The sequence below is a fragment of the Neptunomonas qingdaonensis genome (assembly GCF_900113275.1).
Lineage (GTDB): Bacteria > Pseudomonadota > Gammaproteobacteria > Pseudomonadales > Balneatricaceae > Neptunomonas > Neptunomonas qingdaonensis.
Genome location: NZ_FOOU01000017.1, coordinates 18,087 through 35,952, shown reverse-complemented (window position 1 = coordinate 35,952; position 17,866 = coordinate 18,087). Strand labels below are relative to the sequence as shown.

Here is a 17,866-nt window from a genome sequence, read left to right as displayed (position 1 = left end):
TTTAAGCGAATTTCCGCGCCTCACCCACACCATAAACATTATCTACGCAACGATTACACAACTCCGGATGGTCAGCATGCGCACCCACATCTTCGCGGTGATGCCAGCAACGCTCACATTTCACATGCTCGGACGCCTTCAGCGCGACCTTCATTCCATCCAGTTCGGTTTCACGTGCCGCTTCAGCCTCACTGAGGGGTTTCAGCGCCGCCTCTGATGTAATCAGGACGAACCGCAGCTCATCACCCAACTGCTGCAGGTCAGCCATAATGCTGTCATTCACATACAGAGTAGCTTCCGTAGATAAGGATGCTTTCACCAGTTTTTCGTTACGCGCTTCTTCCAATACTTTGTTGACCGCACTTTTTACAGCGAAGATCCGAACCCAGTAATCCCGGTCAAAAGCAACGTCGGCATCCAGCTCAAACAAGCCTTCGTACCAGGTTTCAAAGAAGATGCTTTCGCTCTTGCCCTGACCCGGCAATGCGGCGTAGATCTCTTCTGCAGTAAAGCTGAGGATCGGCGCAATCCAGCGAGTCAGCGCCTGTGCAATATGATAAAGCGCTGTCTGACAAGAGTGGCGCACCAGACTGTCGGCTTTAGTGGTGTACTGGCGGTCCTTGATGATATCCAGATAGAAACCACCTAACTCCTGAACACAGAAATGGTGCACCTGCTGATAAACATCCAAAAAGCGATAACTGGCGTATGATTCTTTGACCTTCTCTTGTAAGCGAGCAGTGGCATCAACAGCCCAGCGATCCAGTGCCAGCATATTTTCTGGTGCCACCAGATCCGTCACCGGATCAAAACCATTCAGATTCGCCAACAGGAATCGGGATGTGTTTCGGATACGACGATAGGAGTCGGCTGTACGCTGCAGGATCTGCTTTGATACCGCCATTTCACCTGAGTAATCGGTTGAGGCTACCCATAAACGCAGAATATCTGCGCCTAAGGTATCCGTCACTTCTTGCGGAACGACCGTATTACCCAATGATTTAGACATTTTATAGCCCTTCTCATCAACGGTAAAACCGTGGGTTAGCAGCTCTTTATAGGGCGCATGACCGTCAATCGCACAACCTGTCAGCAAGGATGAATGGAACCATCCTCGATGCTGATCCGAGCCTTCCAGATACAGATCAGCACGCGGGCCGCTATCATGCCCCATTGGATGAGAACCACGCATCACATGCCAGTGTGTCGTACCTGAGTCAAACCATACATCTAATGTATCGGTGACTTTGTCATATTGATCAGCGTCGTCACCCAGCAGCTCAGCGGAATCCAGTTTAAACCAAGCTTCAATACCCTCTTGCTCAACACGCAAGGCCACTTGCTCGATCAGTGCAACCGTATCCTCATGTAGCTCACCTGTTTCTTTATTCAGGAAAAACGGGATCGGCACACCCCAGTTACGCTGACGCGAGATACACCAGTCGGGACGATTAGCAATCATGCTGTGCAAACGCGGTTTACCCCAACCCGGTACAAACTGAGTTTTTTCGATCGCGTCCAGCGCACTCTCGCGTAATGTCGTGCCAGATTCGGGTTGTTTATCCATACCCACAAACCACTGCGCTGTCGCACGGTAGATCAATGGCGTTTTATGTCGCCAGCAATGCATATAACTATGAGTGATAGTTTTATGCGTCAGCAAACGCTGCTTTTCTTGTAACTTTTCGACGATCTTAGGATTGGCATCCCAGATGGATAACCCACCAAAGTCTTCCAGATCGTCAATATAAACACCATCAGCTTTCACCAGACTCAAAATCTGGTCAAATTCCATGCCGTAGCTACGACAAGTTACAAAGTCATCTACGCCGTAGGCGGGTGAGGAGTGTACGATACCAGTACCGGCATCCAGCGCCACATAATCAGCCAAATAGATCGGAGACTCACGATCATACAGCGGGTGCTTAAAGGCGATATGCTCTAGTGTTGCACCCATTGTTTTAGCCACAATATGGCCTTGCAATTCATAGCGTTGCAAACAACTTTCAACCAACTCCGCTGCCAACAGCAGAAAACGGTCGCCCACATCCACCAGCGCATATTCAAACTCAGGATGAACATTCATCGCCTGGTTAGCAGGAATTGTCCAGGGTGTCGTCGTCCAGATAACAGAAAAAGCCGGCTTATCCAGCGCACTCAAACCGAATGCAGCCGCTAATTTATCCGCTGCAGTACATTCGAAAGCCACATCGATGGCTGACGATTTTTTATCCGCATATTCCACTTCCGCCTCAGCCAGCGCTGAACCGCAATCAAAACACCAGTTAACCGGTTTCAGGCCTTTAAAAACGTACCCGCCTTCTACCATTTTCCCTAAAGCGCGGATCTCTCCTGCTTCATTGGCAAAATCCATTGTTTTGTATGGATTAGCCCAATCACCAAACACACCCAGGCGAATAAAGTCATTTTTCTGACCTTCAATCTGCTCATGCGCATAGCTGCGGCATAGTTCGCGGGTTTTATCTGCCCCCATGTTCTTGCCGTGGGTGACTTCCACCTTGTGCTCGATGGGCAAACCATGGCAATCCCAACCAGGCACATAAGGCGCATCAAAGCCGCTGAGCGTTTTAGATTTAACGATAATATCTTTCAATACTTTGTTAACAGCGTGGCCAAGATGAATGTTGCCGTTCGCGTAGGGAGGCCCATCATGCAAAACAAACGTCGGCCGGCCTGCACTTATCTCACGAATCTTCTGGTATAACCCCATATCCTGCCATTTTTTTAGCATATCGGGCTCACGCTTCGCCAGGTTACCTCGCATTGGGAATTCGGTATCCGGCAGATTCAATGTCGCTTTATAGTCGGTCATCACATTTATTCCAGATCATTTAGGCTGAGCAAAATAGGTTTGCGCCACCTCTATATCATTAAAAATTTGTTTGCGGAGCTGTTCGAGCCCATCAAACTTCTGTTCTTTTCGCAGGAATTTTTCAAATTCCACACTGAGCAACTGCCCATAAAGATCACCGTCAAAACCTAACAGGTGAACTTCTAAAACCGGATGAGTGCCATTGACCGTAGGGCGCATCCCAATATTGCACACACCTTGTCCAACCAACTGCTGATCACGATACATTGTGACCGCATAAACGCCTCTCAATGGCGCGATAAACCGATGCATACGGATATTCGCTGTAGGCACACCTAGCTGGCGCCCGAGTTTCTGACCATGCATAACACGCCCTGTTATGCAGTAGCGGCGCCCCAACAGGCGCTCAGCCAGGTCAAAATCGCTTTGTTCCAATACCTGTCTGACCCGAGAACTACTCACCCGCTCAGCATCAACAGTGAAGGTTTGGGTATTAACAACGCTAAAACCATACTGCTCTCCGACGGACTTGAGCATCCGGTAATCACCGGCACGATCGCAACCAAAACGGAAATCATCACCCACCACGAAATGCTTTACATCCAGCCCTTTCAATAACAGGCTTTCAACGAACTCGGCGGCCGTCATTTTCTGTAACTGAGCGTTGAATGCCAGGCACAAAACACGATCAATCCCCTGGGCCCGCAACAGGCTGACTTTTTCCCCAAAACGAGTCAATCTTGACGGCACATTATCACCACCAAAAAACTCCCGAGGCTGTGGCTCGAAGATAATTACGGTAGTCGGCAAGCCCAGCTGCCGTGCTTTGGTCTTAACCTGCTCCAAAACACGCACATGCCCAAGATGGACGCCATCAAAATTGCCAATGGTAGCCACACATCCACGGTGTTTCTCTCGTAAATTATGCAGCCCGCGAATCAATTCCATCGAATTTAATACAACCTGAAGAAAAACGCAGAATTATAGCTCAGTTAGTGCACAACGAGTACTGCAAATTCGAATTAGGCCCGAATATGTGCCAATCGAAGCCCTGCCAACAGCAATACACCAAAGTACGCAGCGGCACCGCCAACGACGACAATCAACATATGCTGAACTCGCATCCACACATCACCTGCCATCCAAACACTGGCTGCAGGGCTAAACCACACGATCACTGCAGCCAACGCAAGCACTGCCAGCAACAGGCGCACCAACAACATAGCCCAGCCCGGCTGCCATATAAATACACCTTCGCGCAGCAAGCCCCGCAACAAAAGACCTGCATTTAAAAAAGCAGATAATGCCGTCGCCATTGCCAGGCCAACATGCTGAAAATTCCAAATTAACAACAGATTCAAGACCATATTAGCCACCATCGCCTGAACTGCAATTTTCACCGGCGTTTTCATATCCTGCCGCGAAAAATATCCGGGAGCCAATACCTTAATCAACATAAACGCTAACAATCCACAGGAGTACGCCCGCAAACTCATCGCCGACATGGCGACATCTCTTTCTGTCAACGCACCGTATTTAAACAAGGTAATGATGAGCGGCTCCGCCAACAGAATCAACGCCACCGCGGAAGGCAAGCCAATCAACAAAATCATACGCACTGCCCAGTCCAGAGTATGCGCGAACTCTTTTGCCGAACGAGTGGCATGTTTCCGGGCAAGGCTGGGCAGAATGACTGTCGATATCGCTATACCAAAAACACCCAACGGCAATTCAGTCAAGCGGTCCGAATAATAGAGCCAGGAGACACTCCCGGTCTGTAAAAAAGACGCCAGCACTGTATCTAGCAGAAGATTTATCTGCGCAACCGACACGCCAAATAAAGCGGGGATCATCAGTTTAAGAATACGTTGAACACCTTCATCCTGCCATCCAAACACAGGTTTTGGCAGCAACTTCAGATGCATTAAAAAAGGAAACTGAAACACCAACTGCAACACACCCGCTATCAACACCCCCCAGGCTAGCGCCACTATGGGTTCGTCAAACATCGGGCTGAGAAATACAGCAGACCCAATCAAGCTGACATTCAATAACACTGGCGTAAATGCCGGGATAGCAAAACGCCCATAAGTATTCAGAATAGCCCCCGCAAAAGCGGTTAAAGAAATCAGTAACAAGTAAGGAAAAGTGATTCGCAGCATCTCAGATGCAAGCTCAAACTTAGCACTGTGATTCATATAGAATCCCGGTGCAAAAATGGCCGTCAGCACTGGCGCAGCCAACACCGCCACAATAGTAATCACCAACAGAATAAGCCCCAGCGTTCCAGCCACCCTATCGACCAGACGCTTTACCGCCTCATGATCCTGCTGCGTCTGATACTCTGATAAAACAGGCACAAACGCCTGTGAGAAAGCCCCCTCTGCAAACAAACGGCGCAAAAAATTAGGAATTTTGAACGCCACAAAAAACGCATCAGCACTGCCACTGGCACCAAAATACCCAGCGATAACAACGTCCCGAACCAAGCCTAAAACACGAGACAGCATCGTCATGATGCCGACAACACCGCTGGAGCGTAACAATCCGCTCCGCTTTTTAACCCCTTCTGCAGCGCCTTTATTCACAATCCACCTTTAAACGACGGCCATATACGCCACGCATCTTATCTATTTTATAATAAACTTTCTTCTCTTTATTGACAGCGGGCACAGAAACATGAATAATCTTGCGTCTCAAATTCTGGTGATTTACCAGATGGAAATTAACCCTACTTGAAAGGAGCCGGATTGTGGCCAACTCCGCAGGATCCCGTAAACGCGCTCGCCAGTCGGAGAAACGTCGTCAGCATAATGCTAGCCTCCGCTCCATGGTTCGCACGTACATCAAAAAAGTTACTGCTGCTATTGCAAGCGGTGACAAAGCTGCTGCAACTGAAGCATTGAAAGTTGCACAGCCATTCATGGACGCTTCTGTTAACAAAGGCATTTTTGAGAAAAACAAAATTGCCCGCAGCAAAAGCCGCATGAACACACGAATCAAGGCTATGGCTTAATCTCCAACGCCCATTAAAAAAACCGGCTTCTGCCGGTTTTTTTGTGCCTGTATTCTGGTAATTTTTATGCCTGCATTTCGATAAAACACAGACACCAAAACAAGACTAAACAAAATTTTAACAACTGCCAAAAAGAATCAAGCCAGTACCAGATTATCCCTGTGCACCAACTCCTCTTCACTGACATAGCCTAACGTCACAGATATTGAAGAACTAGGTTTACCGATAATTTTTCGGGCATCTTCAGCCCCATAATTAACCAAACCACGCGCAACCACTCTACCCGCCTCATCCGTGAGCAACACCATCTCACCGCGCGTAAATCGCCCCGTCAAGCTGCGAACACCCGCCGGCAACAAACTCTTACCACGCTCCGTTAAGGCCAACACAGCACCCGCATCAAGCACCAGCGTACCCCGAGCCTGCAGATGCCCCGCCAGCCACTGCTTTCGCGCTGCCATCGGGCTGCGATCAGGCACCAACAAGGTACCCAGCACCTCACCCTGCTTCAAACGCAGCAGCACATCATCTTCCCGACCACTGGCTATCAAGGTCACCGCCCCAGAGCGGGCCGCTAATTTTGCCGCCCTTACCTTGGTCGCCATACCGCCCTGCCCCAGCCTGCCACCACCGCCCGCCACCGCGACGAGCGCCTCATCCTCAGCCCGCGCCTGAGAAATCAACTCAGCCTGCGGATTAGAGCGAGGATCAGCCGTATACAAACCAAGCTGATCTGTTAGCAGAATAACACCGTCAGCCTCAATCAGGTTTGCCACTAACGCCGCCAACGTATCATTATCACCAAAACGAAACTCGTCAGTAACGACCGTGTCATTCTCATTCACAACCGGCACGACACCCATTTCAATCAATGTCTTCAGCGTTGCCCTGGCATTCAGATAGCGATTTCGATTCGTTAAATCATCATGCGTCAGCAAAATCTGAGCAGTATGAGTACCATGACGCTGAAAATTAGCCTCATAGGCCTGCACCAGCCCCGTCTGCCCAACAGCTGCCGCCGCCTGCAGACGATTTAATTCTTTCGGCCGGGCAGACCAGCCAAGCCGCGTCATCCCTTCCGCCACTGCACCAGAGGAAACCAGTACAACCTCCATCCCCTGCTGCCTCAATGCCGCCAATTGATCCACCCAGCGACTGATCGCCTGCGCATCTAATCCCTGACCATCATTGGTTAACAAAGCACTACCGATCTTAACAACCCATCGACGCGCCTTTTGCATTCTCTCTCGATTTGCTGTCACATCTACCCCTACCCGCTACACTCAGCGAACATATTCCACATCAACATCATAATCATCATCGTCGAAGTCATCATCTTCATCGATATCAATATCCTGATCGCTATCACGCTTCTTACGCATAGACTGGCGCAGCCGCTCAATATGCAGACGCGCCTCAGCATCTACCAGCGCCCGGATCTCATTCTCTTCTTGCTGCAATTCAGGATCAGCAGCAAATGCAGCCGCCCTTTCATCAAGAAAATTCTGTAAATCCATTGTCAGCGGCTTCACACCACCTTTATCGATGGCCGAGATGCGATAAACAGGCCCTTCCCAACCCAGCGCATCAATCACAGACTGACAGCGCTCATCCTGCTCATCTGCAGGTACCATATCCAGTTTATTCAACACCAACCAGCGAGGCTGAGCAGCCAATGTCGGACTAAACTTAGTCAACTCCTCAACCACCACTTTAGCGGATTGCTCAGGAGTCTGTTCGTCCCACGGCGCCATATCAACGATATGCAACAAAACACGATTTCGAGCCAGATGCTTAAGGAAACGTATTCCCAGGCCCGCACCTTCAGCCGCCCCTTCGATAATGCCAGGAATATCAGCTACTACAAAACTACGATTACGTTCGGTTCTGACAACCCCTAAACTCGGCACCAGGGTGGTAAACGGATAATCCGCCACCTTAGGTGTCGCCGCGGAAACGGCACGCACAAACGTCGATTTACCTGCATTCGGCAAACCCAGCAAGCCGACATCAGCCAGCACTTTAAGCTCAAGTTTAAGATTGCGAAACTCACCCGCACTACCATTACTGGTCTGTCGTGGCGCGCGATTCACACTACTCTTATAACGTGTATTACCCAAGCCATGAAAACCACCTTGAGCCACTTTTTCGCACTGCCCCTCAACCGTTAAATCCGCCAACACTTCATTGGTATCAATATCAATAACAGTCGTACCCACAGGCACCTTGAGAATAAGATCTTCACCTTTATTACCCGAGCAGTTACGCCCCATGCCACTCTGACCCGTCTGCGCTTTATGCACACGCGTAAAACGAAAATCCACCAGCGTATTCAGACCAGCAACAGCCTCTAAAAAGATCGACCCGCCATCACCGCCATCACCGCCATCAGGACCGCCCTTGGGTACATATTTTTCACGACGAAAGCTAAGACAGCCATTACCGCCCTTGCCCGCTTCAACAGTGATCGTCGCTTCATCTACAAATTTCATAACCTATCTCCCAAGAACAATCCCGCAAAGCATACCGCGAGGATTGATCAGAAACAAAAAAAGCCCCGCTGAGCGGAGCTTTTTTTTCAGCAACAACACCAGTTTTTAAGCTGGAACGATGCTGACGTATTTACGATTATTCGCGCCTTTGACTTCGAATTTAACCACACCATCTGCTTTAGCAAACAGAGTATGATCTTTTCCTAGACCTACGTTAGTACCTGCATGAAAATGCGTACCACGCTGACGAACAATAATGTTACCTGCGATCACGACCTGTCCACCGAAGCGCTTAACACCTAAACGCTTGGATTGTGAGTCGCGACCATTTCGAGTAGAACCACCCGCTTTCTTATGAGCCATTTTCTATCTCCCGACAACTCAGCTTATGCGCTGATTCCAGTGATTTTTACTTCAGTAAACCACTGACGGTGGCCCTGACGAGTCATGCTGTGCTTACGGCGACGGAATTTGATAATTGACACTTTAGCGCCACGACCATTCCCGATCACTTCAGCAGTAACTTTTGCGCCTTCGACAGTTGGCAACCCAACTTTAACGTCATCGCCATTACCGACCATCAAAACACGATCAAATTCAATACTAGAACCGGCTTCTGCGTTCAGCTTTTCCAGCTTCAGCGTATAACCTTCCTGTACTCGATACTGCTTTCCACCGCTTACGATTACTGCAAACATCTTTATCTCCAATTTACGCTTATCCGGCTACTAAAACGAAGCCTACTTCTAATGGACAACCCATATGGTAGGGAGCTAAGTTGGATAAGCTCAGGGCGCGAGATTTTAAAGCAATCGATCTAATAACTCAAGCAATTTACTACCTTGACTGCCAATTCTTGACAGCTTGCCTCTCAAGCCCTAGCATGCGCCCTTACGTCCATTTCAATATAATAAAGTTGTCGCATGCAACCACATCAGCTAAACCCAGCCATAGAGCCACAATTCGAATCCGTAAATGATTATATAATCAATCACTTGGGATCAAATGTCCCACTGGTCGAAAAGATCGGGCACTACATTGTTGAAAGTGGCGGTAAGCGATTGAGGCCATTACTGGTATTGCTGGCTGCCAATGCCTGCAATTATACAGGCAACCATCATATATCTCTGTCAGCCGTTATTGAGTTTATCCATACAGCAACACTGCTTCACGACGACGTGGTAGACAACTCAGACCTGCGCCGGGGAAAAGACACGGCTAATGCAAAATGGGGCAATGCACCCAGCGTTCTGGTAGGCGATTTCCTCTATTCGCGCGCTTTTCAGATCATGGTAGAGATCGGCAGCATGGACATTATGCACGTCATATCCAACACCACCAATGTGATTGCCGAAGGCGAAGTATTACAACTCTTAAACTGCCGCAATCCGGACACCACCGAAGAAGACTATATGCAAGTCATCATCGGCAAAACAGCCATGCTTTTTGAAGCCGCTACCGAAGTCGGCGCGATATTAGCGAACGCCCCCAAAGAACATCAGGAAGCATTGCGCATTTACGGGCACCATCTAGGTATCGCTTTTCAACTGATTGACGATGTCATGGACTATCTTTCCACTGCTGAAGAGATGGGCAAAAACGCAGGTGATGATTTAGCAGAAGGGAAACCCACTCTCCCTCTGATTCAGGCCATGAAAGTTGCCACAGAAGATGAGCGCCAACTGATTCGCCAAACCATTCGCAAAGGCGGACTTGAAAACTTAGAGCCCGTACTGGATATTGTAAAACGTAGCGGCGCGATTGAATACACCCAGCAAAGCGCGCTCCAGCAAGCCGATTATGCAATAGAAGCACTGTCTTCTCTGCCTGATTCTTCCTTTAAAGAAACCCTCGAACTACTGGCTCATATTGCTGTAAACAGAAAAGCTTAATATTCTCTCCACGCCATCCATCAATGCGCCCATCTGAGCTTCAGATGGGCAGAAATCCGGATTTTCGCCGAAATAAGCCTCTTTTTAGAAAATAAAAAAGCCTCTTTGAGCAATTTACCCGACTCAAACCGTGCCTAGCGTGAATCAAACCGGTATAATCAACCCATATTTTGACTAAAATTTTCTCGGGATAGACAGCCTCCTCATGACTAAAGCATCCTCTTTTGAACGCGAAGACCTGTTGAAATGCGGGCACGGCGAAATGTTTGGACCTGGCAATGCGCGGCTGCCAGTAGGAAATATGTTAATGATGGATCGCATCACCAACATATCCGATGATGGCGGACAATTTGGCAAAGGAGAAATCATTGCCGAACTCGACATTAATCCAGACCTATGGTTTTTCGAATGCCACTTCCCAACGGATCCGGTTATGCCTGGCTGTTTAGGCTTAGACGCCATGTGGCAAATTGTTGGTTTCTACCTTGGCTGGAGAGGCAACAAAGGTCGTGGACGCGCACTCGGTTCTGGCGAAGTGAAATTCACCGGACAGGTATTACCTACAGCCAAGAAAGTAACATACCATATTGAATTAAAGCGTGTTATTGAACGCAAACTGGTAATGGGTATTGCCGATGGCACTGTTTCTGTTGATGGGCGTGTAATTTATACCGCTAAAGATCTGCGCGTAGGCCTGTTCACATCGACCGACAACTTCTGATCTATTATTCAGTCTTGCCCACTTCGTTTATCAAATGCAGAGCGGGCTTTACAGGCACACTAATCCATCAACAATAAGAACAAAATCCTCTTAACAGGAGATACAACATATGCGACGCGTTGTAGTGACAGGAATGGGTATCGTATCCTGCTTGGGTAACGATAAAGAAACCGTACTTGATTCATTGAAACAAGGCCGTTCTGGCATTAAGTTCCAGGAAGAGTACAAAGAATTAGGTTTTCGTAGCCATGTGGCCGGTAGCATTGATATCGACCTGGAGGCGCTGATTGATCGCAAACTTCGTCGCTTTATGGGTAATGCTGCAGCATATTCATACCTTGCGATGGAACAAGCCATTAAAGACGCACAGCTCACTGACGATCAGGTATCCAATGTTCGCACTGGACTGATTGCCGGTTCCGGCGGTGCATCCTCTGCTGATATCGTTGAAAGCGCTGACATTTTACGCGACAAAGGCGTGCGCCGCGTAGGCCCTTACAGGGTCACTCGCACTATGGGCAGCACCGTCTCAGCGTGCCTCGCCACACCGTTTAAAATTAAAGGCATCAACTACTCCATTACCTCCGCCTGCGCCACCAGTGCTCACTGCATTGGCAATGCAATGGAGCAGATTCAGATGGGCAAGCAAGACATCGTTTTTGCGGGTGGCGGCGAAGAGCTGCACTGGTCTCTGACTGTGATGTTTGATGCCATGGGCGCACTGTCCAGCAAGTACAATGAAACACCAGACAAAGCATCTCGTGCCTATGACGCCAATCGTGACGGTTTCGTCATCGCAGGCGGTGCAGGCATGCTGGTTCTCGAAGAGCTGGAACACGCCAAAGCACGTGGTGCTAAAATTTATGGCGAGTTAGTCGGCTACGGTGCTACCTCCGATGGTTACGATATGGTTGCCCCGTCCGGCGAAGGCGCGATGCGCTGCATGCAGCAGGCAATGGCTACCGTCGACGGTAATATCGACTATATCAATTCCCACGGAACCTCAACACCTGCCGGAGACATACAGGAACTCAAAGCAATGAAGAACACCTTCGGTGCTGACATGCCTCCTGTAAGCTCTACCAAATCACTCACCGGGCACTCCCTTGGCGCAACAGGTGCCCAGGAAGCGATCTACAGCCTGCTGATGATGGAAAACGATTTCATCTGCGCATCAGCCAACATTGATGAACTCGATGCTGAAGCAGAAGGCATGCCGATTGTTACCGTGCGTAAAGATAATGTGAAGTTAGACCGCGTTATGTCCAACAGCTTTGGCTTTGGCGGCACTAACTCTACTCTGGTATTTCAGCGCTACAACGGCTAATACGTGAAGCAAAATCAAAAAAACCGCCAGTGGCGGTTTTTTTATATCTGTAATTTATATCTGTTCACTGCCGCAAGCAAAAAATCAGAGGCGCTCTTCTGACTCTACCTGCTCCATCTGCTCCATCTGCGCCAGCAACCAGCCCACAGATTCTGTATGAACTTCATCAACACTTCTGCCTACAGAGGAGACAGGCTTACCTATGCGCAACTGAATGGTACCAGGATATTTAATGAAGCTCTTACCCGGCCAATAGACACCGGCATTATGAGCAATTGGAATAACAGGCACTTCAGAGCTGACCGCCAACATCGCTCCACCTTTATTAAATTTACCCCGCTCCCCCACTGCAAGCCGGGTTCCCTGAGGAAAAATGACGATCGGTATACCTCTACCCAAGCGATCTTTTCCTTGTAACAGCAACTCTTTCAGCGCACCACGCTTCTGGCTTCGATCTAACGCAATCGGATCTAATAAGCCCATCGCCCAACCAAAAAACGGCATCTTTAAGAGTTCTTTCTTTAATACAATACACTGAGGACGAATCAACACCTGAAAGTAAATAGTTTCCCATTCGCTCTGGTGGTTAGCAATCGCGACATAAGCGCCCTCTTTCGGCAAATTCTCCAGTCCTTCAATATGTAATTTCACACCACAACAAATACGTAACCATGCGATATAAAAATAATTAATCAAGGTAACGAACTTAAATCGCTGAGGAAACGGCAGTGGTCTGGCCACAACAACACACAGTAAGCTATAAACAATAGTGGCAGGATAAAATGCCATGTAATAGACAGACGCTCGAAGATAACCCAATACTGTTTTTTCCTGCTTTGACATCAATTAGCCGCCTGTTACCGGTGGGAAAAAAGCGATCTCATCGCCATCATTAATACTAGTATCCGAACTGACCATCTCCTGATTCACCGCTATCAACAAATTAGGCTGCAGCAATACACTACCCCAATGCTCACCTTTGGCTTCAACTAAGGCAACCAGCAACTGCTCGACCGTTAAGATATCAGCGCTCCACTCCCATTGCTCTTTTTCGACACCTAACTTTTCTCGCACACTGGCAAAAAAAACGAGTGATAACATCATTTATCCTCCGATATCCAGTGACCGCTTTTACCACCTTTTTTCTCCAGCAGCTTAACGCCTGAAATCACCATGCCTTTATCAACCGCTTTACACATATCATACAAGGTCAGCGCAGCGACCGATGCGGCTGTTAATGCCTCCATCTCCACGCCTGTCTGACCTGATAAGCGGCACAATGTCGTGATGCAGATCGCCGATTTTTTCAAATCAGGCTGAAGCTCCACCGACACCTTGGTCAGCATCAGAGGGTGACACAGCGGAATCAGATCACTGGTGCGCTTCGCCGCCTGAATACCGGCAATACGCGCCACAGCAAGTACATCACCTTTTTTATGGCCACCAGATACAATCATCTCCAGTGTCTGCGGTAACATATGTATCTCCGCATAAGCACGTGCTTCACGGGTAGTAACCGCTTTTTCGGAGACATCTACCATATGAGCATGGCCCTGCTCATCCAGATGAGTCAATTTACTCACAAGCATCACCCTTATTTAATTCCTGGTTATAAACGGGATTGGCATACATGCGTCGCATAATTTCACTTTGGCGCTGGTTCAACCCGTTAAAACGCTCTTCAAAAGCATCCCGCTCTTCAGCTGTCGCTTTATCCAGCTGACCCGCAGCAATATAGTTGGAAGGGTGCAAGAAGTAGCCTTGATGAATCTGGCGATCCAACTCGGCGGCCAACACTTCCGGGGCATCATAGTCATTAACAATCACATCACCAAAGTGAATATGCACAGCGCCTTTATATCCTGTAATGCCCTGCACAATACTTTCAATATCTTCATGCTGGCCTTTTTTATATCCGCCCGTTATCTCGCGTTCGGCCAACTCTATGGCTTTTGCACGATCACAAGGGTCAAATTCGTAAGAAATAGAAACAGGTACAATATTCAGGCGCTTAATAGCTTCTGCAAAGCTGCGCTGCTTACGCTGACTCATATAAAACATTTTGAGAATAGCAGGATCGGTCTTGTCATTTCCATCTTTTGCCCGACCTTCCCTTTGCGCAATCCAGACAGATTCTCCTTCATGAATACTCTGGTCGATGTAAGCTGATAACTGAGTCACAGCAGCCAACATCTCTCTGGGTCCTTTTGACGAACGCTTAACAATAAAACTTTTATTTAAGCGCATAAGATCAGAAACGTAAGGCTTAGAGAGTAAATTATCACCTATCGCAACCCTCACCGTCGGCAGGTTGCGCTGATAGTGCGTCCAGTTAACAAAGGCTGGATCCATGGCAATATCACGATGATTCGACACAAACAGATAAGCCTCATCATCTTCCAGGCCCTCCATCCCTGAGCAACTCAGACGGGTCGTCGACCTGGCAATCATTTTTGCCATATATTTAGCGACGGCCTGCTGAAACTGCCTCACAGACTGAATATCACCAAACTCTCGCGCCAGCCCGATGCGGACAAATGGCCTCAATAGTTTTGCCAACCAGGAGGGTAAAGAAGGAAACTGATAATGAGTTACCGCACCTATCAATTCATTGTCATAAAGCAAACGCTGCAATACAGCTTCGACTTCGTTGTCATGATAAGGACGTATTTCTTTGAATGGGTCCTGTTGCGTATTCACTTCCATCAAGATCTCTGACCAGCCAATAAACTGCGCATTTTACCTTCTATTAGATACTAAACCCAATAATATCAGCCTAACAGCTCTGAAAACGGTATAAAGCTCACTATATCTCCTTTACCGACTACCGTATCAGGCGGGATGACAGCCAAACCATTTGCCCAACTGGCAGAAGAAAGCATACCCGAGCTCTGATTATGAAACACCACCACCTCTCCTTTCTCTATTCTGGCCCGTAAATACTCCTGACGCGTACCGGGTTTGGGATGATCAAAACCTGCCGGAACGTTAAATACCAGCGGCGGATCCATATTTGCACCTTGCATCCGCAGCAAAAAAGGACGCGCCAATAAACAAAAGGTAATGAGCGCCGAAGCCGGATTGCCCGGCAAGCCAAAGAAAGGAACCTGCTTGACACGACCAAACGCCAACGGTTTACCCGGCTTCATTTTTAAGCGCCAGATATCTAGCTGCCCGAGACGCTCAACCGACGGCTTAACATAATCTTCCTCTCCGACCGACACACCACCTGTACTAATAATGCAATCGGCCTGCCTGGCAGCAGACTCAAGCGCCTCCTCGACAGCTTCAGCGCTATCGACAACACTTCCAAGATCAACAGGAACGCAGCCCATCTGAATCAAAAGCGAGCTCAAAACAAAGCGATTAGCGTTATATATCTGACCCGCCGCCAACGACTCACCGGGATTGACCAACTCATCTCCCGTTGACAAAATTGCCACCTTTAACGGCCGATATACTGTCACACTATCCAGCCCCACCGATGCCAACACACCCACATCAACAGCCTGAAGACGCATACCTTTATCCAGAACCACCTGCCCCGCCTGAATATCCTGACCTTTACGCCGGATATTCTGCCCTGGCAGTACTGCGTTTCTGATAATGACATTGTCGCCATCTAATCCAACCGCTTCCTGCATCACTACAGCATCAGCCCCTTCAGGTATTTCTGCGCCGGTAAAAATTCTGGCGGCAGTACCCGCCAACAGTACATCCGGCGCTTTCCCTGCAGGTATTCTCTGAGAAACAGGTAACGACGTACTCCCCTGAGCATTCAAGGCGCTGCTCTGAATAGCGTAACCATCCATACTACTATTATCCGCAGGCGGAACATTGATCGCAGCTACCGGCGACTCAGCTAACACCCTGCCTACCGCATGCTCAAGATAGACCACGTCTGTTTCTGTGGGCTGCGGGGCCGCCTGCAAAAGCGCAGATAAGGCATCATCAATAGAGATCAATTCAGAATTTTGATCAACAGACATCCTTTAATCCTCGTATTATTCGTATTCATTTGCTCGCTGCACTGACGCCTTAAAAGCTTGCAGTCTTAAAAGCAAGCGAGTTTAATAGGCCGCCATAATGCCCAACAGGAAAAACTGATGTCCGAATACTATCCGTTAATCAAACATATTCACCTGACCAGCGTCACCTTAAGCATTTTATTCTTTGTGGTACGCGGTGCCGGCATGCTGGTTGACGCCGAGTGGCTGCAAAAGAAACTCGTCAGAGTATTACCCCATATTATCGATACAATCCTGTTAGCCAGCGCGATCGCACTCACAATCATTCTGAGTCAATACCCCTTCGTCGCAGACTGGTTAACCGCGAAAGTCATCGGTCTGTTTCTGTATATCGGTTTTGGTACGATTGCCTTGAAACGCGGCAAAACCAAAGCTATTAGAATCACAGCCTTTATTCTTGCATTGTGCTGCGTTGCCTACGTGCTAAGTGTTGCTATAACACATAATGCCTTACCCTGGAGCTAACCCGATTTAGCTTCCGTTTTAGTTTTAGTTTTATAAATCTGGCGCAGCACAGCAACTAACTCGTTACGCCAGGGACGCTGCCTGATACCGAAGGTACTTAACAACTTCTTACACTGAAGTACCGAGGAAGCAGGTCGATCAACTTCAGCATGCAGCGTACGAGAAGAGACCGGAACCAGCGATGTTGTCTTTAGCTCTTCATACTGCCTTGCCGCCGCAAGTATCGCCTCAGTAAAACGATATCGGGTCGTCACTTCCGCACCACAATAATGATAAGTACCCCATGCATCAGCACCATTATGCAGCTGCTTGATAATAGCAAGGATGACACGCCCGACATCCACAGCAGAGGTAGGACACCCTTGTCGGTCATCCGCTGTTTCAATGGCCGACAATGTACGCGCTTTTTCTAATGTGCGAAGCAGATAGTTATCACCCCGAGCGCTGAAAATCCAGCTAACCCGCAAAATAATATGCTTGGGCTGGTACTGCCTCAATAACTCCTCACCCTGGCGCTTGCTTTCACCAAAGACACCTAACGGTGAAACCTCATCATCTTCACTGTAGCCACTCGCGTAATGCCCATCAAACAGATGATCTGTCGAAAGGTGGATAAGCGGAATAGATAAGGCCCCGCACTCAACAGCAAGGTTTTTGACACCAGTAGCATTTAATTGATAACAAAACGCGGTGTCATGCTCCGCTGCATCGACATTATTAAAAGCAACCGTATTCACCACATAATCCGGCATATACAGATCCAATGCTTTCTGAATAGACGCTGGGGAGGCAACATCAAGGCGCGAAGCATCTAAAGTGATCAGATCAAAATGACTGTCTTGCTTTCCCAACATCACCAAATCATGCGCTACCTGCCCGCCACCACCGGTGACAAGAATTTTGATTGGCAACAGTTTTGTCCATTCCGTCATACTACGCTGATCCTAGTCTGAAATAGCCTGAAAACTTACTTTTACCACGCCATTGAATAGAAATGAACATAAACCATGCCTGTCATTAAGAAGACTCCGGTTAACACCCGACAAAAACCTAATCTGCCCTTCGCGAGCCAGACTTTCTTGAAAATACTCA

Annotated in this window: 18 protein-coding genes; 5 read left to right on the top strand and 13 right to left on the bottom strand. The window is 48.4% G+C overall.

Features of this window, described 5'->3' with window-relative positions; all coding sequences use genetic code 11:
- Position 1: 1 nt before the first annotated feature.
- The 3 genes from ileS to murJ all read right to left on the bottom strand — a co-directional run bounded on the left by ileS (position 2) and on the right by murJ (position 5,349).
- Positions 2–2,833 (bottom strand): isoleucine--tRNA ligase, encoded by a 2,832-nt coding sequence (ileS, locus tag BM099_RS18040; RefSeq protein WP_090730262.1) that lies wholly within the window; start codon positions 2,831–2,833, stop codon positions 2–4.
- A 15-nt stretch (positions 2,834–2,848) separates the two neighbouring features.
- On the bottom strand, positions 2,849–3,781 hold the full coding sequence (gene ribF / locus BM099_RS18035) for a bifunctional riboflavin kinase/FAD synthetase (protein WP_090730260.1): 933 nt from the start codon (positions 3,779–3,781) through the stop codon (positions 2,849–2,851).
- A 74-nt stretch (positions 3,782–3,855) separates the two neighbouring features.
- The gene (gene murJ, locus BM099_RS18030) at positions 3,856–5,349 is read right to left on the bottom strand and encodes a murein biosynthesis integral membrane protein MurJ (RefSeq protein WP_090730354.1); all 1,494 of its coding nucleotides are present in this window, start codon (positions 5,347–5,349) and stop codon (positions 3,856–3,858) included.
- Between the two features lie 236 nt (positions 5,350–5,585).
- On the opposite strand from murJ, the gene rpsT reads away from it, so the two are divergent.
- A complete protein-coding gene (gene rpsT / locus BM099_RS18025) occupies positions 5,586–5,849 on the top strand; it encodes a 30S ribosomal protein S20 (RefSeq protein WP_090730258.1) in 264 nt (87 codons plus the stop codon).
- Positions 5,850–5,986: 137 nt separating this feature from the next.
- Here rpsT and proB read toward each other — a convergent pair whose 3' ends face one another.
- The 4 genes from proB to rplU form a co-directional block, all read right to left on the bottom strand.
- Entirely contained in the window at positions 5,987–7,090 is a 1,104-nt protein-coding gene (proB, locus tag BM099_RS18020; protein WP_090730256.1) for a glutamate 5-kinase, read from the bottom strand.
- Between the two features lie 42 nt (positions 7,091–7,132).
- Positions 7,133–8,341: an Obg family GTPase CgtA gene (cgtA, locus tag BM099_RS18015; RefSeq protein ID WP_090730253.1), complete on the bottom strand. Its 1,209-nt coding sequence runs from the start codon at positions 8,339–8,341 to the stop codon at positions 7,133–7,135.
- Between the two features lie 105 nt (positions 8,342–8,446).
- Positions 8,447–8,704, bottom strand: a complete 258-nt coding sequence (rpmA, locus tag BM099_RS18010) for a 50S ribosomal protein L27 (RefSeq protein ID WP_090730251.1) — start codon at positions 8,702–8,704, stop codon at positions 8,447–8,449.
- 23 nt (positions 8,705–8,727) lie between these two features.
- Positions 8,728–9,039: a 50S ribosomal protein L21 gene (gene rplU / locus BM099_RS18005; RefSeq protein WP_090730249.1), complete on the bottom strand. Its 312-nt coding sequence runs from the start codon at positions 9,037–9,039 to the stop codon at positions 8,728–8,730.
- 225 nt (positions 9,040–9,264) lie between these two features.
- On the opposite strand from rplU, the gene ispB reads away from it, so the two are divergent.
- The 3 genes from ispB to fabB all read left to right on the top strand — a co-directional run bounded on the left by ispB (position 9,265) and on the right by fabB (position 12,281).
- On the top strand, positions 9,265–10,233 hold the full coding sequence (ispB, locus tag BM099_RS18000; protein WP_090730244.1) for an octaprenyl diphosphate synthase: 969 nt from the start codon (positions 9,265–9,267) through the stop codon (positions 10,231–10,233).
- Positions 10,234–10,438: 205 nt separating this feature from the next.
- Positions 10,439–10,954, top strand: a complete 516-nt coding sequence (fabA, locus tag BM099_RS17995) for a 3-hydroxyacyl-[acyl-carrier-protein] dehydratase FabA (RefSeq protein WP_090730242.1) — start codon at positions 10,439–10,441, stop codon at positions 10,952–10,954.
- Between the two features lie 109 nt (positions 10,955–11,063).
- Complete coding sequence (gene fabB / locus BM099_RS17990) at positions 11,064–12,281, top strand: beta-ketoacyl-ACP synthase I (RefSeq protein WP_090730240.1); 1,218 nt, start codon at positions 11,064–11,066, stop codon at positions 12,279–12,281.
- A gap of 84 nt (positions 12,282–12,365) precedes the next feature.
- Here the strand turns inward: fabB and BM099_RS17985 are convergent, their stop codons facing one another.
- From BM099_RS17985 to BM099_RS17965, 5 genes are all read right to left on the bottom strand, one after another.
- Entirely contained in the window at positions 12,366–13,124 is a 759-nt protein-coding gene (locus BM099_RS17985) for a lysophospholipid acyltransferase family protein (protein WP_090730238.1), read from the bottom strand.
- Between the two features lie 3 nt (positions 13,125–13,127).
- On the bottom strand, positions 13,128–13,385 hold the full coding sequence (gene moaD, locus BM099_RS17980) for a molybdopterin converting factor subunit 1 (protein WP_198064161.1): 258 nt from the start codon (positions 13,383–13,385) through the stop codon (positions 13,128–13,130).
- Complete coding sequence (moaC, locus tag BM099_RS17975) at positions 13,382–13,864, bottom strand: cyclic pyranopterin monophosphate synthase MoaC (protein WP_090730349.1); 483 nt, start codon at positions 13,862–13,864, stop codon at positions 13,382–13,384. The genes moaD and moaC overlap by 4 nt, the downstream gene beginning before the upstream one ends.
- The gene (locus BM099_RS17970) at positions 13,857–14,987 is read right to left on the bottom strand and encodes a 1-acyl-sn-glycerol-3-phosphate acyltransferase (protein WP_090730236.1); all 1,131 of its coding nucleotides are present in this window, start codon (positions 14,985–14,987) and stop codon (positions 13,857–13,859) included. Before BM099_RS17970 ends, moaC begins: the two co-directional genes overlap by 8 nt.
- Positions 14,988–15,052: 65 nt before the next feature.
- On the bottom strand, positions 15,053–16,270 hold the full coding sequence (locus tag BM099_RS17965) for a molybdopterin molybdotransferase MoeA (RefSeq protein ID WP_090730234.1): 1,218 nt from the start codon (positions 16,268–16,270) through the stop codon (positions 15,053–15,055).
- 117 nt (positions 16,271–16,387) lie between these two features.
- On the opposite strand from BM099_RS17965, the gene BM099_RS17960 reads away from it, so the two are divergent.
- Positions 16,388–16,774: a SirB2 family protein gene (locus BM099_RS17960; protein WP_090730232.1), complete on the top strand. Its 387-nt coding sequence runs from the start codon at positions 16,388–16,390 to the stop codon at positions 16,772–16,774.
- Here BM099_RS17960 and rfbD read toward each other — a convergent pair.
- Entirely contained in the window at positions 16,771–17,706 is a 936-nt protein-coding gene (rfbD, locus tag BM099_RS17955) for a dTDP-4-dehydrorhamnose reductase (protein ID WP_090730230.1), read from the bottom strand. The genes BM099_RS17960 and rfbD overlap by 4 nt on opposite strands.
- Between the last annotated feature and the right edge of the window lie 160 nt (positions 17,707–17,866).